Annotated in this window: 19 protein-coding genes; 5 read left to right on the forward strand and 14 right to left on the reverse strand. The window is 71.8% G+C overall.

Features of this window, described 5'->3' with window-relative positions:
* Positions 1-420 precede the first annotated feature (420 nt).
* The 7 genes from INT49_RS15770 to INT49_RS15800 form a co-directional block, all read right to left on the reverse strand.
* The gene (locus INT49_RS15770; protein WP_226850713.1) at positions 421-636 is read right to left on the reverse strand and encodes a hypothetical protein; all 216 of its coding nucleotides are present in this window, start codon (positions 634-636) and stop codon (positions 421-423) included.
* A gap of 20 nt (positions 637-656) precedes the next feature.
* A complete protein-coding gene (locus INT49_RS15775; protein WP_193118713.1) occupies positions 657-962 on the reverse strand; it encodes a hypothetical protein in 306 nt (101 codons plus the stop codon).
* A gap of 499 nt (positions 963-1,461) precedes the next feature.
* Positions 1,462-3,351 (reverse strand): ABC transporter ATP-binding protein, encoded by a 1,890-nt coding sequence (locus tag INT49_RS15780; RefSeq protein WP_193118714.1) that lies wholly within the window; start codon positions 3,349-3,351, stop codon positions 1,462-1,464.
* Complete coding sequence (locus INT49_RS15785; RefSeq protein ID WP_226850715.1) at positions 3,348-5,795, reverse strand: ABC transporter ATP-binding protein; 2,448 nt, start codon at positions 5,793-5,795, stop codon at positions 3,348-3,350. Before INT49_RS15785 ends, INT49_RS15780 begins: the two co-directional genes overlap by 4 nt.
* A complete protein-coding gene (locus INT49_RS15790) occupies positions 5,792-6,301 on the reverse strand; it encodes a DUF456 domain-containing protein (protein WP_193118715.1) in 510 nt (169 codons plus the stop codon). Before INT49_RS15790 ends, INT49_RS15785 begins: the two co-directional genes overlap by 4 nt.
* A 226-nt stretch (positions 6,302-6,527) precedes the next feature.
* Positions 6,528-6,854 (reverse strand): branched-chain amino acid transporter permease, encoded by a 327-nt coding sequence (locus INT49_RS15795; RefSeq protein ID WP_319021656.1) that lies wholly within the window; start codon positions 6,852-6,854, stop codon positions 6,528-6,530.
* The gene (locus tag INT49_RS15800) at positions 6,847-7,929 is read right to left on the reverse strand and encodes an AzlC family ABC transporter permease (RefSeq protein ID WP_319021657.1); all 1,083 of its coding nucleotides are present in this window, start codon (positions 7,927-7,929) and stop codon (positions 6,847-6,849) included. Before INT49_RS15800 ends, INT49_RS15795 begins: the two co-directional genes overlap by 8 nt.
* 74 nt (positions 7,930-8,003) lie before the next feature.
* Between INT49_RS15800 and INT49_RS15805 the strand changes: the two genes are divergently transcribed.
* Complete coding sequence (locus tag INT49_RS15805) at positions 8,004-8,549, forward strand: Lrp/AsnC family transcriptional regulator (protein WP_193118717.1); 546 nt, start codon at positions 8,004-8,006, stop codon at positions 8,547-8,549.
* Here INT49_RS15805 and INT49_RS15810 read toward each other — a convergent pair.
* Positions 8,434-9,645, reverse strand: coding sequence for a VanZ family protein (locus INT49_RS15810; protein WP_193118718.1), 1,212 nt, complete (start codon positions 9,643-9,645; stop codon positions 8,434-8,436). The genes INT49_RS15805 and INT49_RS15810 overlap by 116 nt on opposite strands.
* 208 nt (positions 9,646-9,853) lie before the next feature.
* Between INT49_RS15810 and INT49_RS15815 the strand changes: the two genes are divergently transcribed.
* A complete protein-coding gene (locus INT49_RS15815) occupies positions 9,854-10,552 on the forward strand; it encodes a VanZ family protein (protein WP_193118719.1) in 699 nt (232 codons plus the stop codon).
* Here the strand turns inward: INT49_RS15815 and INT49_RS15820 are convergent.
* The 4 genes from INT49_RS15820 to INT49_RS15835 all read right to left on the reverse strand — a co-directional run bounded on the left by INT49_RS15820 (position 10,537) and on the right by INT49_RS15835 (position 16,383).
* Complete coding sequence (locus INT49_RS15820; RefSeq protein ID WP_193118720.1) at positions 10,537-10,926, reverse strand: tautomerase family protein; 390 nt, start codon at positions 10,924-10,926, stop codon at positions 10,537-10,539. The two genes, INT49_RS15815 and INT49_RS15820, sit on opposite strands and share 16 nt — an antisense overlap.
* A 70-nt stretch (positions 10,927-10,996) precedes the next feature.
* Positions 10,997-11,968, reverse strand: a complete 972-nt coding sequence (locus INT49_RS15825) for a beta-ketoacyl-ACP synthase III (RefSeq protein ID WP_193118721.1) — start codon at positions 11,966-11,968, stop codon at positions 10,997-10,999.
* A 168-nt stretch (positions 11,969-12,136) separates the two neighbouring features.
* On the reverse strand, positions 12,137-15,205 hold the full coding sequence (locus INT49_RS15830; RefSeq protein ID WP_193118722.1) for an AAA family ATPase: 3,069 nt from the start codon (positions 15,203-15,205) through the stop codon (positions 12,137-12,139).
* On the reverse strand, positions 15,202-16,383 hold the full coding sequence (locus INT49_RS15835) for an exonuclease SbcCD subunit D (protein WP_193118723.1): 1,182 nt from the start codon (positions 16,381-16,383) through the stop codon (positions 15,202-15,204). The genes INT49_RS15830 and INT49_RS15835 overlap by 4 nt, the downstream gene beginning before the upstream one ends.
* Before the next feature lie 194 nt (positions 16,384-16,577).
* On the opposite strand from INT49_RS15835, the gene INT49_RS15840 reads away from it, so the two are divergent.
* From INT49_RS15840 to INT49_RS15850, 3 genes are all read left to right on the forward strand, one after another.
* Positions 16,578-18,158: a dihydrolipoyl dehydrogenase family protein gene (locus tag INT49_RS15840; RefSeq protein WP_193118724.1), complete on the forward strand. Its 1,581-nt coding sequence runs from the start codon at positions 16,578-16,580 to the stop codon at positions 18,156-18,158.
* Positions 18,159-18,334: 176 nt separating this feature from the next.
* Positions 18,335-19,027, forward strand: a complete 693-nt coding sequence (locus INT49_RS15845) for a hypothetical protein (protein WP_193118725.1) — start codon at positions 18,335-18,337, stop codon at positions 19,025-19,027.
* A gap of 116 nt (positions 19,028-19,143) precedes the next feature.
* Positions 19,144-19,947 (forward strand): class I SAM-dependent methyltransferase, encoded by an 804-nt coding sequence (locus INT49_RS15850; RefSeq protein WP_319021658.1) that lies wholly within the window; start codon positions 19,144-19,146, stop codon positions 19,945-19,947.
* A 67-nt stretch (positions 19,948-20,014) separates the two neighbouring features.
* Here the strand turns inward: INT49_RS15850 and INT49_RS15855 are convergent, their stop codons facing one another.
* Both INT49_RS15855 and INT49_RS15860 read right to left on the reverse strand, forming a co-directional pair.
* Entirely contained in the window at positions 20,015-20,692 is a 678-nt protein-coding gene (locus INT49_RS15855) for an SRPBCC domain-containing protein (protein ID WP_193118727.1), read from the reverse strand.
* 1 nt (position 20,693) lies between these two features.
* Positions 20,694-21,194 (reverse strand): ArsR/SmtB family transcription factor, encoded by a 501-nt coding sequence (locus INT49_RS15860; protein WP_193118728.1) that lies wholly within the window; start codon positions 21,192-21,194, stop codon positions 20,694-20,696.
* Positions 21,195-21,225: the final 31 nt, after the last annotated feature.

Here is a 21,225-nt window from a genome sequence, read left to right on the forward strand (position 1 = left end):
CCGTCAGCAAGGAAGTCCGTGTCCGCCTACAGGGAGATTGGCATGTCCGCTAGCAGCGAGAGCCCACGAGAGCTTGCCGGTGCCGGCCCCGAGGTCGACAGCGCGAGGAGCGGTGGAGGCCGCAGGGCGTGCGGTGCCGTCGGTGTCAACGGCGCATGCACCGGCTGCTGTCAGGTGGTCGCCGTTCATCTCGGCGAGGATCGCGTCGAGCGTAGCGGGCGGATAGCCGGGCCGGAGTCGGTCGTAGTCCTCGCCCTGGCCCTGGAAAGACGCCGCGAGAGCTTCTTTGCGCTCGGCACTTCCGAAGCGGGGCTCGTCGCGAGCGGAGATCGAGGGGACGGGAGGGTTCACGGGATCCGGCACGTCCAGGATTCTAGGTCCTTGCCGGCATGGACGGCTATGCCGGATGTGCCCCAGGTCTCAGTCTTCGATGTACCCCGTCTCCGGGTCGATCTGCTCCAGGAAGTTCCGAATGTTCGCCAGATGATCGGCCATCTCCAACGGTGGTGAGTTGTGGGCAGCGAGAGAGAACCCGTACTGAGCATTCGGGCCCGAGGTCCAGGCATAGCTGTAGTTGCCGGGAGCACCGCACGAGACCATGAAGACCTCCCCGTCGCACTCCACCCTGAAAGGCACCAGCGTCACCACCTTCCGCGTCAGTAGGTCCCGGCCCTGCTCAGCAGGAACGGTACGGCGATGAGCACCGCGAAGACAAGGACGAGGGCGAGAGCGGCCAGGGCGAGCCGCCAGGACGCTGCCTCCCGCCCGCGCACCAAGGCCACGAAGCTGAGCACGGTCGTCACGAGCGCGAGCAGACCGCCGAGAAGCGTCACGGGGATCAGGACCAGCACGCTCTCGATCCAGTCCTGATGCTCGGTGGCCTCCGTGGAGCCGTCCGGCGGCGGCAGGTAGTAGGTGATGCGAGCGGACGCAGCCGCTATCAGGGTCGCGAAAGCGGACACGAGCGTAGCGATGGCCCCGAGCACAACCGTGAGCACGGCTCGCAGGGATCGCTTCGCCCCGGGAACCGGCACCTCGGCCCGAGGCACGTCAGCCCGTGGTTCCCGGCCAGTGCTCGCCTCCGTACCCATGCCACTGCCCCTGCCTGCATCCGCATCCGTATCCGTGCCTCCGGCGTCGTGCTTCGTTCCCATGGCCCGCCCCCTCATCCCACGCGACCGTCGGTCCTCTCCGACGCAGAGCGGCCGGTCCTCCGGCCACCCCTGCAGGACAAAGAGTGACCGGGCAACCCGCCGGTGTCGATGGGGACTCCTCCACGAGCTGGCCGAAGCAGTCGGCCAGAGCAGTCAGCCAGATCAGCTGGCCGGAGCAGTCGGCCAGTAGCCAGCCGGATCAGCTGGCTGGAGCAGTCGGCCAGTAGTCAGCCAGATCAGCTGGCTGGAGCAGTGGGCCAGAGCAGCTGGCCCGGGAACCGCCCGCTGCCCGACCCGGCCGCCCTGGTCACCGCGACGCCCGATGCGCCACCCAGGAGCGGTGCAGGCCCGCGTAGATCCCGCCCTCGAGTTCGACCAGCTCGGCGTGGGTGCCGTGCTCGGCGAGGTCGCCGCCGTCGAGCACCATGATCCGGTCGGCGCGCTCCGCGGTGGAGAGGCGATGGGCGATGGTGATCGTGGTGCGGCCGCGGGCGAGGCCGTCGATGGCCTGCTGCAGGCGTACGTCCGCCGCGGGGTCCACGGCGCTGGTGGCCTCATCGAGCACGATCACGTCGGGGTCGGCGAGATAGGCACGGGCCAGGGCGACCAACTGCCGCTCTCCGGCGCTGAGGGACTCGCCGCGCTGGCCGACGGGGGTGGCCAGACCCTCGGGGAGCTCGTCGGCCCAGGTGCCCAGGCCCAGCTCAGCGAGCGCCTGGTGCATCTCGGCCTCGGTGGCGCCGGGCCGGCCGTAGAGGAGGTTGCCGGCGACCGTGGTGTCGAAGAGGAAGCCCTCCTGCGGCACCATGATCACGCGCGAGCGCAGCGAGGCGTACGGGATGAGGTGTACGGGCACCCCGCCGATGAGCAGCTCGCCGCTGGCGGGATCCATCATGCGGGTCAGCAGCTTGGCGAAGGTGGTCTTGCCGCTGCCGGTCTCCCCCACGATCGCGATGCGGCTGCGGGCGGGGAGGTCCACGGTGATGCCGTGCAGAACCTCCGGGCCCGTCGGGTAGGAGAACCGCAGGTCACGGATCTCGATGTCGAGCAGACCGTCGGGCAGCTCGGCCGCGCCGGGCACGGGATCCAGGCGCTTGCCGGTGTGGGGGTCCATGGCGCCGCCGGGGTCGGCGACGTCGGCCGGGGTGTCGAGCACGCCGAGCACGCGCCGCCAGCCGGCCACCGCGTTCTGGGCCTCCGAGAGCATCTCGATGCCCATCCGCACCGGCTGGCTGAACAGCGACACGAGGAAGACGAACGCGATGACGCCGCCGGCGGTGAGATCCGCGCCGGGCAGGTTCGCGCCGAACGCCTCGGTGCCCAGCAGGATCCCGACCACGACCACCACGGCAGTGGCGAGACCGTCGGCCGATTCGGAGAGGAAGAACGAGGCGGACTGCGGCTTCAGCACGGAGAACTGGGCGTTGCGCACATCCCGGACCCGCTCGAACTGGCCGGCGCGGGTGCGGTCCTCGACGCCGTAGGCACGCACGGTGGCGGCGCCGACGAGGGACTCCGACACGGAGCCGAGCATGGTGCCCACGTTCGCGCGGACCTGCTGGAAGCGAGCGCGGATGCGCTTCTGCAGCGACCCCATGATGAGCAGGATCGGGATGTAGCAGATCCACACCACGAGGGCGAGCGGCCAGGAGTAGAAGGCCATCACAGCGGTGGCGAGCACGAGCTGCATGCTCATCACCACGAGCATGATGCCGCCGAAGCTCATGAACTGGCTGACGGTGTCGACGTCGCTGGTCACACGGGACACGAGCGCGCCGCGCTGCTCGGTGCCCTGGGTGAGCAGCGAGAGGTCGTGGATGTGGCGGAAGGCGCGCTTGCGCAGAGTGGCCAGCGAGGTCTCGGCGAGCCGGAACAGCCGACGGTTCATCAGCACGTTGCAGGAGGCGGTGACCAGCAGGACCAGGGCGGCGAGACCGGCGGCGCCGGCGACGAAGGCGAGGTCGGGCTGTTCGGGGGCGATGATGCCGCGGTCCAGGATGGACTGCACCGCGATCGGCACGACGACCTTGCCGCCGGTGGCGACCACGGCCAGCAGCAGGGTGATCCAGATGCCGCGCAGCAGCTCCGGGGTCAGCGCGAGGCCGCGCCGGATCGTGTGCAGCGCGGACTCGTCGGCGGTGGTCTCGCTGCCGAGGGCGGAGGACTCGGCGCGGTCGGCTGCGGGTGCGGCGGTCATCGGCCATCCTCCTTCTCGTCGCGCGGGGCTGAGTCGGGTGCGGGGCGCGCCTCGTGGCGGCCGACGGGGCGCGGCGGGTCCGGTTCCGGGCCGACGTGGTCCGCCTCCGCACCGTCCGGGCCGACGGGACGCGGCGCATCCGGGCCGACGGGGCGCGGCTCCACACCGTCCGGGCCGACAGGGTCGAGCTCGGTCGGATCCGGCGGGAGCGCATGCATCGCCCCGGTGGTCGCGGGCGGCTCGCACTCGCACTCCCCATCGGGGGTGACATCCTCGCGGCGGTACCTGCCCTCGCCGTGGCGCTCCACCGCGGCGGAGACGGTGCGGGCCCGGTCGGCGTCCACGGCGATGCTGGGATCGGGGCCGTCGCTGGGCTGCGGTCCCGACGACTCGAGCAGGTTGTGGGAGATCGCCGCTTCGTCGTACGCATCGACCAGGGAGCGGTAGCCCTCGCTGCCCGTGCGCAGCTCCTCGTGGGTGCCGCTGGCGGCCACGCGCCCGTGGTCGAGGAAGACGACCTGGTCGGCGAGGGAGATCGTGGACTTGCGGTAGGCGATCAGCAGCAGCGTGGACGAGGTCATCTCGCGCCGGATCCCGTCGAGGATCGCGAGCTCCACGGTGGGGTCGCAGGCGCTGGTCGCATCGTCGAGGATCAGCAGGCGGGGCCTGCGTGCGAGGGCACGGGCCAGGGCGATGCGCTGGCGCTGCCCGCCGGAGAGCGATCCGCCGCGCTCCCCCAGCTCCGTGTCGAGGCCGTTGGGCAGGGCGTTCACGAAGCTCTCGGCCTGGGCCACGCGCAGCGCCCAGCGGATCGTCTCCTCGTCGATGTCCTCGCCGAGGGTGACGTTCTCGCGCACGGTGTCGTCGAAGATGAAGGCCTGCTGGAGCACCAGGGCGACATCCGCGGTGAGGGCGTCGGCCGTGAGGGTGCGCAGGTCCGCGCCGTCCACGGAGATGGCGCCCTGGTCGGGGTCAACGAGCCCGGCGGCGAGCAGGGCGAGGGTGGACTTGCCCGAGCCGGTGGCGCCGACGACGGCCAGCACGCGCGTGCCGGCGCCCGGATCAGCGCGCAGGGTGACCCCGTGCAGCGCCGCAGAGGTGCGCAGATGGTCTTCGGCGCGTGCGCCGCGACCGAGGATGACCTGGGCGGGGTCGTCGCGGTAGACGAAGGAGACCTCGTCGAAGGTGAGCACGCCGGGACCCTCGGGCAGGGCGTCGGGGCCGTAGGTGCGCTGCTCGGTGACGTCGAGGATCTGCTGCACGCGGCCGCCGCCGACGACGGTGCGCGAGAGGTCGCCGAGCACCCAGCCGAAGGAGCGGATCGGCAGGGACATCAGGGTGAACAGGTACGCGACCTCGACGAGCTGGCCCGTGGTGAGGTGCCCGTCGCCGATGCGCCACGCGCCGAGCACGGCGACGGCGAGGATGCCGAGGTTGGGCAGGGCGTCGATCGCGGGGTCGAACCAGCCGCGCACGTAGCCGAAGCGGATGCCCGTCTCGCGCAGGTCGTCCGCCGCGCGGGTGAAGCGCTTCTCCTCGACGTCCTCGCGACCCAGGGACTTCACGACGTTCGCGCCGTCGAAGGACTCGTGGGCGATCTCGGCGACCTCGGCGCGAAGCCGCTGGGAGCGCACCGCGATCGGGGTCGCGAAGCGCTGCAGCAGCACGTTGAGGATGATCAGCAGCACGATCAACGCGAGCATGACCAGCAGGATCACGGCGTCGATGCGGGCCACGACGACCGTCGCATAGACGAGCATCACGATCGTGGACAGCGCGAACGGGAAGGGCGCCATCGCGAAGAACGCGGCCTCGACGTCGGAGTACACGGAGCTCAGCAGGGTGCCGGTGGACTGACGGCGGTGCCACAGCAGCGGCACCTTCGCGTAGACCGCGGTGAGACGCTCGCGGTAGAGGCGGAACAGGTCGAACTGGGCGGCGGCGGCGAAGATGCGGCGGGCCATCACGGTCACCGCGCGGGCCACGGCGATGCCGAAGATCGCGAGGCCGCCGCCGACGATGAGGCCGATCTGCGGCTCGCCGCCGGCGAAGGACGGCACGACGACGTTCTCGGTGACGCGCCCGATGATCGAGGAGGTCGCGATCTGCAGCAGCGCGAAGACGGTCGCGCCGAGCACGGCCAGGGAGAACCAGGTGCGCTGCTCCCATGAGCCCTTGAGCAGGCGCTTCAGGCCCGGGACCAGCACGGCGGGGTGGTCGCGCTCGATGTTCGCGATCGGGCGCGGCGCGGAGGTGGGCGCGGTGCCGTCAGCAGGGTCGGGTGCGCTTCCGCGGGCGGGAGCGGGCGAACCGCCGGCGGTCGAGGCGGCGCGGGTGGGGACAGCGTCGGTCGTGGAGGCAGGGTCGGGCATGGGGGCAGCGTCGGGCGTGGTGCCGGGAGTCGCGGCGGAGCGCGGGCTGGGGCCGGGGACGGGGCTGGTCATGCGGTCACGAAGTGGACGACGACGCCGACCGCGAACACGATCGTGGAGAGCATGGCCAGCGAGAACTCGATCATGATGCCCACGCCGAGCGCCTTGACCGCGATCCAGGCGGAGCCGAGGCCTTTGCTCAGGTCCTTCTGCCGGACGGCCTCGCTGATGCACAGGCCGAGCACGAAGCCGATCGGGAGCCCCAGCAGCGGGATCACGAAGAAGCCGACGATGCCGGCGGCGATGCCCACATAGATCGGCCACATCGGCACCTCGGCGGCGTGCAGCTTCCGGCCGGTGAGCACGTAGCTGGTGGTCATGCCGATCGCGCTGAGCACCAGCACGATGGCGAAGACGATCCAGGCGGGCCAGCCGCCGATCACGATGGCCCAGACCAGGGTCGCGATCGCGATCGTGATGGTGCCGGGCAGCACGGGGACGACGATCCCGGTGAGTCCGACGATGTAGGCCAGACCCGCCAGGACGGTGACGATGATCTGGACGGTGAGGGAGTCCACGGGTCCTCCGGAAGGGCTCGAAAGGTTTCAATCCCCGGGGGTCGCGTGAGCGTTCACGGCCAGGATGCGGGGCGGCGTCGGCCCCGACGGACAGGGCTTTCTCCATCCTATCGGGATGGTCCGACGGATCGCCCGGAACAATCGCAGCGGCAGCGGCAGGAGCAGGAGCAGTCGAAGCGGCAGAGGCATGAGCAGGGGCAAGACCAGGAGGTCATGCTGCGCCTGGTCAGAACAGATTCACCAGGAGCACGAAGGTGAGGGTGCCGAGCCCGACGCTGAGGAGCGTGCGCCGGCCGCCCAGCAGATGCGCGGCGATGGTCACCACGGTCGCGATCGCCGCCGGGACGAGGCGGTCGGGATCGGCGTCGATCGAGCTGCGCAGCGTGGAGACGGCGAGGATCGCGAGGATCCCCACCGGCATCCACAGCGCCATGACGCCCACGAAGCGCGACTCCTGCAGCGGGCCGAGGATCGCGAAGGGTACGGCTCGCAGGGAGAACGTGATGACCAGGCCGATCACGAGCACAGCCAGGTAGTACCAGGCCTCAGGCACGATCGGCCCCCTGCGTGGCGCACGATGGAACCTGGGCAGCGCCCCTGGCGGCGTCCTGAAGCGCGCTCTGATCGCCAAGGGCATCCGGCACGGCGGGCCGACGTCGATCGGCTCTTCTCGCGGTGAACAGGTAACGCACGGCGAGCAGGGATACGAAGCCGATCATGCCCACGAACAGCGCGGATCCCGGGACCAGCAGCAGAGCGAGGCTCAGGGCGAGCCCGGCCAGCAGCAGCGAGGGGACCTGGCGGCGGGACCGGCAGGCGTCGAGGGTGAGCGTGATGAACAGGGCGCACAGGGCGTACTCGAGGCCCTCGATACGACCCGGCAGGAACGAGCCGATCGCGACGCCCACAAGGCCACCGCCCACCCAGTAGCTCTGGAAGGCGAGCTGCATGGCGACCAGTCGCGCGCCGGTCCAGGTGCCCGGCCGCGCGGCGGAGACGGCGTAGGCCTCGTCGATCAGCGCATAGAGGGAGTAGAGGCGAGCCAGCGGGTGGCGCACCACGCGCAGAGGGAACGAGAAGGCGTAGAAGACGTGGCGGAAGTTCACGAGAACTGCCGTGAGCGCGATCGTCGCCAGCGGGGTCCCGACGGCCATCAGCCCCACGAGCAGCAGCTCGACGGAACCGGAGAAGAGGAAGATCGACAGGCCCGGGGCGACCCACCAGGGCAGGCCGGTCTGCACCACGAGCATGCCGAAGGCGATGCCGATGGGGAACATGCCCAGACCGGCCGCGAAGGAGAGGCGCACACCGGTGGCGATCTCCTGGCGGCGCGTCCCGGCGGTCTGCGGAGGATCGGCGGGGGCAAGAGCGGGCGCGCTCTCGCCGACAGGGATGGCGTCGAACGCATCGCGCACCTCCGTGGCGTGCGCCCGCTCGTCGGCCCCGCGCTCAGCTCCACGTCCTGCCTCTCGCTCGGCCCCGCGCCCGGCCCTCTGCTCGGCCCTCTGCTCGGCCCCGCGGTCGGCCTCACAGCCGGCTCCGGGCAGTGGGTCATAGCCGGGGCCCGTCGGCGCCGCCGCCGTGCGGCCATTCCGGAGGCCACCCTCTGCGCTGATCAATTCCGTCACAGGAGCAATCATCGCAAGATCAGGGCTTCTGAGGATTGCGCATGCAGCAGTCCAGATACCCTACTATGCAATATATGAGCATTGATGACGTGGATCGCGCAATACTCGAGAACCTCCGTGAGGACGGGCGACTCTCGAACGTCGCGCTGGCCGATCGCGTGCACCTCACCCCCGGGCCGTGCCTGCGCCGGGTGCAGCGTCTGGAGGCCGACGGCGTGATCCTCGGGTACGCCGCACAGATCTCGCCGGAGGCGCTGGGGCGGGCCTTCGAGGTGATCCTCGACGTGGACCTCACCGCGTACGACCGCGGCACTGTGGAGCACTTCGAGACCACGGTCGCCGCCTTCGACGAGGTGATCGAGCTGAACCGTCTGTTCGGCTCCCCCGACTACTTCGTGCGCGTCGCGGTGAGCGACCTCGAGGCGTACGAGCACTTCCTCACCGAGCAGATCATCACGATCCCGGGGGTCTCGAAGATCTCCTCCCGCTTCACGATGAAGGTGCTCAAGAGTCAGCGTCCGTCGAGATCGACGGCGGCGAGTACGGCGGCGTCGGGTTCGGTGGCGTCGAGATCGATGGCGTCGTCGGCGTCCTCCGGTCCACCATCTGCGCGCCGCTGATCCGCCCGGACAGGCCGTTGCGGTCCACGAACAGCACCACGACCAGGGTTCCGAGCACCACGGCGGCCGCGGCCGCGTTCAGCAGCGAGGGCACGAGCGGCACGTGGGCTCCGGCGGCGAGGTCGGCGAGGCCGGGCGCCAGGGCATAGACGCCGGCTACCGGCAGGGCACGCAGCAGACGACGACGGCGGCTCCCCCGTCGGCCGTCCCACAGCGGCCGGATCGCGACCAGCCGCTGCCCGGGCGAGGCGCCGCTCCCCCGCAGTGCCGGCAGCACCACAGTGAGCAGCACGCCGACGAGGAGCGCCACCGGTTGCAGGAGCGCGGCGGTGGTGAGCGCCGCGTAGGGCAGCTCCCTCGCCCCTGTCGCGACCGTCCAGACGAGCGCCATGGCGAGCACGGCGACGGTCTGCAGCATCGCGGGCATCACGGAGATGAGAGCGGCGTCGAGCGCCGAGCCCAGCAGGCGACGGATTCGGGTGACGGGCTGCGGGGGCAGCGCGGCGAGGGCCGCCGGGCGCGGCACCCAGCTGGCGACGAAGGGCGCTGCCACGGCCCCGATCAGGGCGCCGGCGGTGTTCGTGAGCAGGTCATCGACGTCCGCCACGCGATAGCCGCAGTCGTAGATCCCCCACAGGCCGGTGTACTGCGTGGTCTCGATCAGCAGCGAGGCGGCGAGTCCGAGGAGGATCGCCGTGGGGATCCCGCGACCGGTCATCGCACGCACGAGCAGTCCCAGCGGGATGAACAGCACGATGTTCAGCAGAGGCTGCGCGATGGTCGCGAGGGCGAAGGAGGAGCCGATCCCGTTCTCGCCGACGATGCGGGCGATATCGGCGATCACCGCACCCGGGATCACCTGCACCGCGCCGCCGCTGCGGCCCACGCACACCGACGGATCCGGCAGCGGGAGCAGCGTGTACGCCACCAGGGCCACCCCATAGACGGACAGCGCCGCGGTGCCCAGCAACCGCGTGAGGCTGAGCCGGCCGTACGCCGAGTATTGGACGAGGACCGCGGGAACGAGGACGCCGAGGAACACGACCGTGCCGCCCACCAGGGCGAAGGGGATCTGCCAGGTCCACGTCTCGATCATGGTCCCAGCCTAGATAGGCAGGTGGCGACGGGAATCAGTCCGGGGTGCCGACCGTGATCATACCGTGGTGGGAGGCCCGGCCGAGGGGCGGGTCCCGGTCGACGGGCGGGTCCCCGTCGAGGGCGTTTCTCGGTCGAGGGAAGGGTCGGGGCGAGGGACCGGTCTCGGGGGTCTGGTCCCATCCAGCATCGCCCCGTACGGTTCCCCCGTGAGCGAGCTGCTGCGCCTGGGTCTGGTGGGGGTGGTCGGTGGGATCGGCGTGTTCGTCGTGATCCTGGGACCCGCCCTCCTGCTCCAGCGACGCCGATTCGGCCGGGTGCGACCGAACCGCCTGGCGGGCGTCGCCGTGATCTGCGTGTACACGATGTCCCTGGCCGGGCTCACGGTCGCGCCCGCCTACGAGATCGCGGCGACCTGCCGGAATCGGGCGGGCGGCAAGCTGCACCCCTATCCCTTCAGCTGGGTGACCGACATCCTCCAGCTGCACGACAGCGGGGTGAGCATCCTGGGCCTGGCGCTGAGCTTCCCGGTGCTGCAGCTGCTCTCGAACGTCGTGCTGTTCGTGCCGCTGGGAATGGTGCTGCGCGGAGTGTTCCGGCTGGACACGACCACATCGCTGGCGATCGGCGTGATGCTGTCGGTGCTCATCGAGGCCACCCAGTACACCGGCGCCTGGGGGCTGTACCCGTGCGGGGTGCGGATCGCCGACATCGACGACGTGTTCGCGAACTCGCTCGGCGCCCTGCTCGGGGCGCTGGTCGCGCCGATGCTCACCAGGTGGCGGGTGCCGCTGTTCGTGCACGAGCGGCCGCTGGATCGTGCGGTCGACGGGGTATCGGCCGACGAAGCAGGCGGCGAGGCGGGCGACGACGCGACTGCCGCCTCCGAGGATCAGACGTCGACCTGATACCCCAGACTGAGGTCTGCGGCGTTGGCTCCGCGGATTCCCCAGTTCACCGTCGGGGTCTCGGTGATCGTCACCTCGACGCTGTGGGCGAGAATCCCGACGTCCCGCTCGAGACGTGCGAAGAGCTCGGCGATCACGGCTCGCTTCGCGATGTCGCTGCGGCCCTCGAACATCGAGATCTCGATGATCGTGTAGTCCGATCCGCGGTTCTCGGGGTGGAGGAAGTCCTCCGGCTCCAGCGCGATGAAGCGGTGGAACCGCTTCTCGGCCGGGTAGTCGAGCGCCGTCATGACAGCGCCATGGATCGCGTCGGAGAGCGCCGAGCGTCGTCGCTGGATGGATTCTCGGTGCCCGTACACGATGATCTGCGCCATGGGCCCAGTTTACGGAGCGGGCGCAGGGACGTCCCCGCTCCGGGCCCGTCACGCTCCGGGCCCATCCCGCTCAGGGCAGGCGCACGACCTGGCCGGCGTAGGAGAAGCCGCCGCCGAAGCCGAGGAGCAGCGCGGTGGCGCCGGCGGGGAGGCGGCCGGCCTCGCGCATCCGGGAGATCGCCAGCGGGATCGTGGCGGCGGAGGTGTTGCCGGAGGTGGTGACGTCGTCGGCGACGATGGCGTCCTCGCGCAGGTCGAGGGATGCGGCGAGCGGTTCGATCATGCGCAGGTTCGCCTGGTGCGGGACGAAGACGTCGATGTCCGACATCTGCAGCCCGGCGGCGGCGACCACGCGCTCGGCGATGCCGGGTGCCTCGCGCAGCGCCCAGCCGAGAACCTGGCGTCCGTTCTGGGAGAAGCACCCGGACGGCGGGCTGATCGTCACGGCGTCGACGAGGTCGGGGACGGTCCCCCACACCACGGGATGGATGCCGGGCTCCTCGGCGGCCTGCACCACGGCCGCGCCGGCGCCGTCCGCGGTGAGGATGCAGGTGGTGCGGTCGGTGTAGTCGGTCTTGGCGGAGAGCTTCTCCGCGCCGATGACCAGAGTGGTGCGCGAGGCGCCTGCCCGGATGCCCTGATCGGCGACTGCCAGGGCGTGGCTGAAGCCGGAGCAGGCGGCACCGATGTCGAAGGCGGCCGGGGCGGAGAGCCCGAGGGCCTGCGCGACGCGACCGGCTGCACTCGGGGAGCGTTCCTCGTCGGAGCAGGTCGCGACGATCACCTGGGTGACCTCGGACGGTTCGATGCCGGCGTCCTCGAGAGCGGCGCGGGCCGCGTGGGTGGCCATCTGCGCGACGGTCTCGGACTCGGCCGCGATGTGCCGCCCCTCGATGCCGGTGCGTCGGCGGATCCAGTCGTCGCTCGTCTCGACGATCGACTCGAGGTCCACGTTGGTCAGGATCCGTTCGGGCCGGTAGTGGCCGGTTCCGATGATCGCGGACCCTGGGGCAGGGGTGGCAGGGAGGGAGGAGTCGGTCATGGTGGTCCTTCCGTCGGGAGCCCGATGATCGGGGTCTCCCGCGCTGGTCGCAGGCGTTGCTCCATCATTCCGCACTGGGGCGTACGGGTGCGGCGGAGAATGTGTCCGCGCTGTCACACGAGCCTTCCGCCCGACGGTCCCGGATCGCGCCGTCCCGTTGTCTCCTCGCTAGGCCGTCACGCTGAGGGTGGAGCGGAAGTCCGCGCCGCGGCGCACATGGATCTGCTCGGCGATCTGGGCCTTCATGTCGCCCACGTGGCTGACGATGCCGATCACGCGGCCGGTCTCGGCGAGCCGGCCGATCTCCCGCACCACGGTCTCGAGGGTCTCCGGGTCGAGGCTGCCGAAGCCCTCGTCGATGAACAGGGTCTCCATCTGCACCCCGCCGGCCTCACCCATGACGATGTCGGCCAGGCCCAGGGCGAGGGCCAGGGACACGAAGAAGGTCTCGCCGCCGGAGAGGGTCTCGGGCACGCGCACCTGATCGGTGCGCCGGTCCAGCACCAGCAGGTCGAGGCCGGTCTTGCGGGCGCCGCGGGCGCCGGTGTCCCGGAGCAGCTCGAGGTCGGAGCCGGAGAACAGGGCGAGGCGGGCGTTGGCTGCCTCCACCACGGCGTCCAGCCGCCACATGAGCACGTAGGTGGACAGCTGCACGCGGTCGCCGTCGCTCGATCTGCCGGTCGCGAGGTCGGCGACCCGCACCACCACGCCGGCGTCCTCGCTGACGGTGCGCACCTGGTCCGTGGCGGTCTGCAGCACCGTGCGGGCGGCTGCGCCGCGTTCGGCGACGGCGCCGAGGCGGGCGGCGAGGCCACCGGCCTCCTGAGCCGACTCCTGAGCAGCGGTGTGCGTGGCCGTGGCCGCGGTGAGGGCGGCGTCGGCTGAGTCCTGGGCCTCGGCGGTGGCGACGGTGGTCTCGATGCCCTCCTCGGAGAGGCCGTCGGTGAGCCGGGACTCGTCCACCGCGCGCTTCTGGACGAGGGCTTCGAGGCGGCGGCGCTCCGATGTCTCGAGCACGGCGGCGCGGGCGTCCTCCGCGGTGGTCAGCTCGGCGGCGGTGAGGGCGGTGGTGGCTTCCTCGGCGAGCTCGTCGGCGCGGGTGGAGGCCTCGGTGCGGGTGCGCAGTGCCTCGCGCAGCGCGGTGGCGGCGCGGGCGCGGGTGAGGTGGGCGAGCCGGCGGGTCGCGATGGAGTCGTCCTCGCCGCGGGCCTCGGTGACCTTCGCGCTGTCGGCCGTCAGGGCCCGGGTGGCCTCCTCGATGGCGGTGCGCTCGCGTTCGACGGCGAGGCCGTCGGTCCCCTTGCGCTGGGTGAGGCGGTCGGTCTCCTCGTCGAAGGCCGTGATCGTCGCATCGATCTCGGCGGCCTTCTTCTCGGCCTGCTGTGCGACGGTGACCTGCGAGGTCGCGGCGTCGACGGCGGCCTTCGCGGTCTCGGGGGTGAGGTCGCCGGCGGCTTCGCGGAGGCGGGTGAGCTCCTGGTCGGCCAGGGCGTGGGCCTGCTCGGCGCGGGCGTGCGCGGCCTCTGCCTGCTGGCGGGCCTTCTCGGCGGCCTCGACCTGCTCGGGGCTCACGGCGTCCTCGGCGGCGCCGGCCGGATGGGGATGCTCGAGGGCGCCGCATACCGGGCAGGCGTCCCCGTCGGCGAGGTCCACGGCGAGCTCGGCGGCGATCCCGGCGAAGCGGCGGCGGCGCAGATCAGCCTCCGTGGCGGCGCGGTCCTGGGCGGTGCGCAGCGTCGCGACGGCCTGCTCGTGGGCGACCTGGACCTTCGCCTGCTGGGTCGCGGCGGCTGTGGTGGCCTGCTGGCGCTCCGTCGCAGTGCGCAGCGCGAGCCGGGCGTCGCCGAGGGCGCGCGCGGCGGTGCGGGCGGTGTCGCGGGCGGTGACCTGCTCGGTGCGCTGGGCCGGGCGCGCGCCGAGCTGCTCGGTGAGCGCCCTCAGCGCGGCCGTCGTCTCCACGAGGGTCGAGCGGCGCGCGGTGAGCTTCTGTTCGCGGGCAGGGAGGGCGGCTTCGAGGGCGACGAGGTCGGCGAGCGTGCCGGCGGCGGTCGTGGCCTCATCGGCCGCGGCGGTGAGCGCGGTGGCGGCGTCGTCGGCCTCGAGCAGGTCCACGAGCGAGGGATGCTCCGGGCGTGTGGTGGTGGCGAGCTGGGCGAGGGCCTCGATCGCGGTGGCGGCCTGGGCGGCGGCGAGGTCTCGACGGCGCAGGATGTCGGCGACGGGGCGGGCGGTCTCGTCGCGCTGCAGGGAGCGCCGGGCCGTCTCGACGGCGGGCTTGTCCGCGGTGAGCCGCGCCGAGAGCGCATCGAGCTCGCGGCGGCGGTCGATGCGCTTGCGGGCGGTGCGGGCGGTCTCGGCGGCCGTGCGGGCGGACTGCTCCGCGGTCGTGGCGGTCTGGGCGGCGTCGCGTGCCGCGGAGGCACGGGTGGTGACGGCGGCGAGGTGCTCGTCGGCCGCTGCGGCCAGCGGTTCCAGGCGCAGCGCCTGGGCATGGTCGTCCAGGGCGGTGACCTGCTCGGTCTCCAGGGCGGTGGCCTCGGTGAAGCGGGCCAGCGCGGTGCCGAGGGTCTGCTGCGCCTGGTCGACCTGGCGCTTGGCGGTCTTGCGCATCTCCTCGAGCTGCTTCTCGACGGCGGCGTAGGTCTCGGTGCCGAAGACGCGCTGCAGCACCAGCTGCCGCTCCCCGGTGCCGGCGCGCAGAAAGCGAGCGAACTCGTTCTGCGGCAGCAGCACGGTCTGCGTGAACTGGTCACGGGTCAGGCCCACGGCGCGCTGGATCTCGCGGCCCACCTCGTCGATTCGGGTGGCGATCGCGTCGACGCCTCCCCCGCCGCCCACCTCGTCGGCGATCACGGAGGGGATGAGCTGTGGGGAGCCGATCCGCCACAGCACGGCCTTGGCCTGCTCCTTCGTGGTGCCCGTGCCGCGCATCTTGGGGCGCTGGAACTCGGGCTGGCGGCGCACCCGGTAGATCCCCGAGGAGGTCTCGAACACGAGGTCCACGACGCTGGGCTCGGTGGGCTGCGCGAACTGGGAGCGGATCCGGGCGTCGCTGGTGACGCTCCCGGCGACCTGCCCGTAGAGCGCGTAGGCGATCGCATCGAGGATCGTGGACTTGCCAGATCCCGTCGGCCCCTCGAGCAGGAACATGCCGCTCGCGCCGAGCGCGGCGAGGTCGACCTCGACGGTGCCGGCGAAGGGGCCGATCGCGGTCAGGCGCAGGTGGTGGAGCTTCATGAGGCCTCCTGCTGGCGACGCACGTGGCGGTAGGCGCGCTCGATCACGTCATGCTCGGCGCTGGTGGGCGCGCCACCGGTGACGTCGGCGAGGAACTGGTCCATCACCTCGAGTGGGTTCGCCTCGCGTCGCACCACAGGAGTGCCCTCCCGCGCCTCCCGACCTTCCGGGGCGTACTCCGTGAGCAGCAGGTGCGGGTACCCCTCACGGAGCTGTTCCTGCAGGTGGGCGGGCCGCGCAGGGTCGGTGACAATCGCCTTCACCCAGTCGCTGCCATGCTCCTCGCTCTGCGCGAGGATCTGCTCGAGGGTGCCGCGCAGCTCGGTGAGGCGGCGAGGCACGGGAGTCTCGATCCGTTCCACGGCGACCACGGCGCGGTCGCCGTCGGCGGCGCCGGGTGCACCGAGGTCGACGAGCAGCACGGACTTGCGATGGGCCTGCTCCGAGAAGGAGAAGGCCAACGGGGAGCCGGAGTACCAGGCCGGTGCCCCGACGGTGCGCGTGAGGTCCTGGCAGCCGTGGAGGTGGCCGAGGGCGAGATAGTCGATGCCGCTCAGCACGCCGGCGGGCACGGAGTCCACGCCGCCGACGGACAGGTCGCGCTCGGAGTCGCTCGCCTCGCCACCGGTGACGAAGGTATGGGCGAGCACGACGGTGCGGGCGCCGGGATGAGCGGTCGCGCGCTCGCGCACCCTCTCGAGGGCGGCGCGGGTGACGGCCTCGTGGCTGCGGGCCAGCGGTGGTTCCCCGTCGGCCACGAGCTCGGTGCGCACACGATCCGGTTCGAGGTAGGGCAGGCCGAAGAAGAGCACCTCGCCGTGCTCGTCCTCGACGGAGACGGGATGCTCGATGCCGGGGACGTCGGTGAGCAGGTGGATGCCGGCCCTCATGAGTCCGCGGCCGAAGCCGAGCCGCTCCGGGGAATCGTGGTTGCCGGAGGTCAGCACCACGGTCGCGCCCGTGCCGGCGAGCCGGGCGAGGGCGGAATCGAGCAGCTTCACGCTGGTCACTGCGGGGACTGCACGGTCGTACACATCACCAGGGATGACGACCACGTCGACCTGCCGCTCCGTCACGAGGTCCACCAGCCAGTCGAGGAAGGCGGCCTGGTGCTCGTGCAGATCGACCTTGTGCAGCGTGCGCCCCAGATGCCAGTCCGAGGTGTGCAGGATTCTCATGCCCCGAGCCTACGGAGAACGTCCGACAGTCGAGCGTCCGGCGCGCAGCTGTGAATTGTCGGGCACTGGGGAGGAAAGACGCGGATCCCTCGTCAGCAGGGACGGAGCCCCGTCCGGTCACGGGTGCTCGCCCCGGAGGACACGGAGTGCCCGCACCCCGTGACTCCGCCCTGAGCCAGGCGTAGCGTGCCGACATGGCTTCCGATGCACAGTCCTCCCCCTCAGACACCGCCGCCGACACGACCGATGCCGCCACCAGTGACGCCCCCGAGACGCCGACCGAAACTCCGTCCGTGATCACCGCCGATGTCGTCGTGATCGGTGGCGGTCCCGTCGGCGAGAACGTCGCCCAGTACGCGATCGAGGGCACGGATCTCACCGCCGTGCTGATCGAGGGCGAGCTGCTGGGCGGCGAGTGCTCCTACTACGCGTGCATGCCGTCCAAGGCCCTGCTGCGGCCGCTCTCGGTGGCCGATGCCGCCTCGCATCTGGAGGGCATCTCCACCCCGGAGGTCGACCGCGACGCCCTGCTGGCGCGACGCGACATCTGGGTCTCGCACTACGACGACACCGGCCAGGTGCGGTGGGCCGAGGGCGCTGGGATGCAGGTCGTGCGCGGCCACGGCCGGCTCGTCGGCGAGCGCGAGGTGCGCGTGGAAGGGCCCGACGGCGGGGAGCGGACGCTCGTGCGAGCGACCCGCGCCGTCGTGATCGCCACCGGCTCCCAGGCCGTCATCCCCGAGCCCCTGCGCGCTGTGCAGCCATGGACCTCCCGGGACGCGACCGGCGTGCAGGACGTACCGGACGAGCTGCTGATCGTCGGCGGCGGCGTGGTCGCCGTCGAGGCCGCGACCTGGATGGCGGCGCTCGGCTCCCAGGTCACGCTCCTCGTGCGCGGCGCCGGATTGCTCACGGGCTTCGAACCGTTCGCCGGCGAGCACGTGCTGGAGGCGCTGAGAGACCTCGGGGTCACGGTGCAGCTCGACACCTCGGTGCTCTCCGGCCAGCGCACCGACGCCCGCGACGCCGGGCTGGGCCGGATTCATGGCGGCCGCGTGAGCCTGCAGCTCCAGGACGCGCAGGGTGACCGCGAGATCGGCGGGGACGAGGTCCTGGTCGCGACCGGGCGCACCCCGCGCCTGAGCGACGTGGGCCTCGACGCCCTGGGCCTGAGCGCCGACGACGTGATCGAGGCGGAGCATCCGGCGACGGGCGGCTCTGCGGGCGCCGACTCGGCAGGCGACAGCTCGGAGAGCACCGCCCTGCCGTCGTGGCTGCACGCCGTGGGCGATGCGAGCGGGGACGCGCCTCTGACGCACTGGGGCAAGTACCGCGCCCGGGTGATCGGGCAGGCGATCCGGGCGGGTGCGACCGACGGGCGGCTCGAGCCGGTTCCCGAGATCGTCCCGGTCCCCCAGGTGGTGTTCTCGGATCCACAGGTCACCAGCGTGGGCCTGACCGAGAAGGCCGCGCGCGACGCCGGCCACGACGTGGTCACCGCGCAGGTCCCCTTCGGCGGGGCTGCCGGTTCCTCCCTGCTGCGGGACGACGTCACGGGCACCGCCCAGCTGGTCGTCGACCGGAAGACGGGGACTCTCGTCGGTGCCACCTTCGTGGGCCCGGAGGCCTCCGAGCTGATCCACGCGGCGACCATCGCGATCGTCGGTCAGGTGCCGGTGCACGTGCTGCGCCACGCGGTGCCGAGCTACCCCACGAGCTCCGAGCTATGGCTGCGGCTGCTCGAGGAACTGCCCCAGGAGCTGCGCGCCGGCTGACCCTGCCTTCCCTCCTTCTACAGTCCTCCTTGTCCAGTCCTCCTCGGCCAACCCTCGGCCAGCCCTCATCCCTTGGAAGGAGATGACAGATCGCACTGGTGCCGTCGGCCCCTGGTCCGGTGCAATGGGTGCTGAGGGCGGGACGACGATCCGCCCCGAACGGCCCCGGGAGGATCATGTTCACGCGACTGCGACGCTCACGGCAGCTGCGCCGCGCCCGTCCGGGGGACGGCAGCGCGCTGAAGCGCTTCCGCTGGTGGCAGCTGGCCACGCGCACCCTGTTCGATCTGGAGCCGGCGCCCGACGGCACCCGGCCCGCGAGGTACACGGTCGACGTCCGCTATCTCGCCGCCGAGCTCGAGGGCGGGAAGATCCCGGAGGGCTCGAAGCACGCGCAGGTTTCGCTGTATCGCGACGGGGTGCAGGAGAACATCGCGAATCCGCCGGTGGCCTTCGCCGTGCCCGATGGGGTGATCGAGGTGGCGACCAATTCGTACGGGCTCACCCGTATGCACCACGTCCCCGAGGGCGGGTACCCGCGAGCGCTGCACCCGCATCCGCGCACGCTCGAAGGGCTGCGGGCGCGGTTCGGCCGGCGATTCCCGCTCGCCAGTGCGCTGATCGGGGCGATCGCGATCGTCGTGCTCCTGGTGGGGGTGGTGATGATGGTCCCCCAGGCCGCCGAGCTCATCACGCAGATCGAGGTGGTCGCCGAGAACGTCGGCACGTTCACCTCTCCGATCTCTCTGCCGGCATGGTTGAACGTGTCCCTCGTGGTCGCCGGGATCCTCGCGGCGACCGAACGGGCGCTGACCCTGCGCAACCACTGGCTGATCGACGCCGAGACGACCTGGACCGCGTTCGCATGACCACGGGAAGGAACACCGTGCGCGACACGGAGCAGGATGGCGACGGGCTGCAGGATGACAGAGCAGCGACGAATATTCGCTGGTCACGCGGTCGGCAGACCCCTACCGTCGACCCTGTGACCTCTGAGAACGACGCACCACAGCCCGATACTGACACCGCCACCGACCCCTCAGCCTCCGAGGCGCACCCTGACGCGATCTTCGCCGATCCGCGCCTGGCCGCCTGCTATGACACCTTCGACGGCGAGCGCGACGACCTCGACCACTACGAGTCGATCCTCGAGGAGCTCGGCGCCCGCACCGTGGTCGACGTCGGGTGCGGGACCGGCGCGCTGGCCGTGCGGCTGGCCGCCGCCGGCCTCTCGGTGACCGGGGTCGATCCGGCACTGGCGTCGCTCGAGGTCGCGCACACGAAGCCCGGTGCGGGACGCGTGGACTGGATCCACGGCACCGCCGTCGACCTCCCGGCGCTGGATCCCCCGCTGGGCGCCGACGCCGCCGTGATGACCGGGAACGTCGCCCAGGTGTTCGTGACCGACGAGGCGTGGGCAGCCACCCTGACCGCGATCCGGGCCGCGGTGCGCGAGGGTGGCCATCTCGTGTTCGAGGCTCGTCGGCCCGAGCGCCGTGCCTGGGAGGAGTGGCAGGCGGAAACCGCTGAATCGGTCCACGAGGTGCCCGGGCTGGGCCAGGTGCGCTCGCGCCCCACACGGTTCGACGTCGACCTGCCGCTGGTCACCTTCGCCGACGAGTTCTTCTTCGAGGACGGCTCCACGCTCACCTCGACCTCGACGCTGCGGTGGCGCAGCGAGACCGAGCTGCGGGACTCGCTCACGGCCGCCGGCTTCGCCGTCCAGGAGATCCGGGACGCCCCGGACCGGCCGGGCCGGGAGTTCGTGGTGATCGCCCGCGCAGCCTGAGACCCGTGAGCCCGACCGACGTCAGGCTCCGGCACCAGCCGGCGTCAGGCCCCGGTGCCGATCGGAGTCAGGCCTCGGTGCCGGTGCCGGTGCCGGTGCCGGTGTAGAAGCCGTAGGTCGCGTCGGCGAGGCGCTGAGCCACGTCGGCGTCCGCCCCGGACGCGGCATGCGCGACGGCCCAGCCATCGGCCGCACCGCGGTAGAACGACCGGCCCTCCTCGGTGCCCGTCCAGGCCTCGGCCTCGGAGGGGGCGAGGGAGCCCTCGGTGGCGCCGAGGTGGAGAGCGAGGCCCAGCAGGCCGCCGTCCCAGCCCACGCCGGTGGCGCCGGGGCCGAAGGTCTCCCACATCTCGGCGGGGATGTCGGCGGTGAGCGAGGTGTGCTCGAGCTCGAAGCGGGTGGCCTCCTCACCGTCCGCGGCCAGGCGGATCGTCAGCCAGGACACGCCTCCCATCATCTCCCAGGTCACGGAGTACTCCGCCATGCCGTCGGCCGGCGGCTCGCAGGCGAGGATCTCGCCGCCGGCGTTGCCCTCGAACTGGTAGCGGCCGCCGAGCTGCAGGTCGCCGCTGATCGGCAGGAACCAGCGCTGGATGCGCTCGGCGGTGGTGACCGCCTCCCAGACGTCGGCGAGCGCGGCGGGATAGGTCTGCTCGAGCGACTGGACGTGCGCGGGCTCGCCGTCGCGCTCCTCGAGGCGGTAGGACCGCGTGACGGACTGCAGCTGGGTGGGAACGTCGACCATGTCAGGTCTCCTTCGGATCGTGGACCGCGATGGGCCGGATGCCCGGTGCGGCGTGGGTGGGTGCGGGACTCGCAGATGTGGATGTCGTGGACAGGGGTTCCGTGGACGAGCGGGAGGTGCCGACCCCGGCCGATGGGGCAGGCCCGTCGTCGGCCGACGGGGTGGCATCGGCGGCGAGGCGACGCTGACGCCGCCCGCGGGCGAGCTCGGTGCCCAGGGCATCGAGCGCCGGCAGCCAGAAGCGCTCGAAGGGCGTCAGCCAGTCCCTGGCCTCCTGGGGGCCACGGGCATCGACCGCGTACAGCCGGCGGCGCCCGTCAGCCCGGACGGTGGCGAATCCGTGCTCGCGCAGGACACGCAGGTGCTGGGAGACGGCCGGCTGGCTGATCCCGAACTCCTGCTGCACGCACTCGCCGATCTCGCCCGCGCCGAGCTCCCCCTCGGCGAGGAGCTCGAGGATCCGCCGCCGCACGGGGTCACCGAGGACATCGAGTGCGTGCATGCGGTCATCCTCGCCGTCCGCCTCATATAAG

The organism is Brachybacterium tyrofermentans, from assembly GCF_014897585.1.
GTDB lineage: Bacteria > Actinomycetota > Actinomycetes > Actinomycetales > Dermabacteraceae > Brachybacterium > Brachybacterium tyrofermentans.

Excerpts from the sequence above, each read along its gene's own strand:
- INT49_RS15780 (WP_193118714.1), bottom strand. The coding sequence starts at position 3,351 with ATGACCGCCGCACCCGCAGCCGACCGCGCCGAGTCCTCCGCCCTCGGC.
- INT49_RS15785 (WP_226850715.1), bottom strand. The coding sequence starts at position 5,795 with ATGACCAGCCCCGTCCCCGGCCCCAGCCCGCGCTCCGCCGCGACTCCC.
- INT49_RS15805 (WP_193118717.1), top strand. The coding sequence starts at position 8,004 with ATGAGCATTGATGACGTGGATCGCGCAATACTCGAGAACCTCCGTGAG.
- INT49_RS15810 (WP_193118718.1), bottom strand. The coding sequence starts at position 9,645 with ATGATCGAGACGTGGACCTGGCAGATCCCCTTCGCCCTGGTGGGCGGC.
- INT49_RS15820 (WP_193118720.1), bottom strand. The coding sequence starts at position 10,926 with ATGGCGCAGATCATCGTGTACGGGCACCGAGAATCCATCCAGCGACGA.
- INT49_RS15825 (WP_193118721.1), bottom strand. The coding sequence starts at position 11,968 with ATGACCGACTCCTCCCTCCCTGCCACCCCTGCCCCAGGGTCCGCGATC.
- INT49_RS15830 (WP_193118722.1), bottom strand. The coding sequence starts at position 15,205 with ATGAAGCTCCACCACCTGCGCCTGACCGCGATCGGCCCCTTCGCCGGC.
- INT49_RS15835 (WP_193118723.1), bottom strand. The coding sequence starts at position 16,383 with ATGAGAATCCTGCACACCTCGGACTGGCATCTGGGGCGCACGCTGCAC.
- INT49_RS15840 (WP_193118724.1), top strand. The coding sequence starts at position 16,578 with ATGGCTTCCGATGCACAGTCCTCCCCCTCAGACACCGCCGCCGACACG.
- INT49_RS15845 (WP_193118725.1), top strand. The coding sequence starts at position 18,335 with ATGTTCACGCGACTGCGACGCTCACGGCAGCTGCGCCGCGCCCGTCCG.
- INT49_RS15855 (WP_193118727.1), bottom strand. The coding sequence starts at position 20,692 with ATGGTCGACGTTCCCACCCAGCTGCAGTCCGTCACGCGGTCCTACCGC.
- INT49_RS15860 (WP_193118728.1), bottom strand. The coding sequence starts at position 21,194 with ATGCACGCACTCGATGTCCTCGGTGACCCCGTGCGGCGGCGGATCCTC.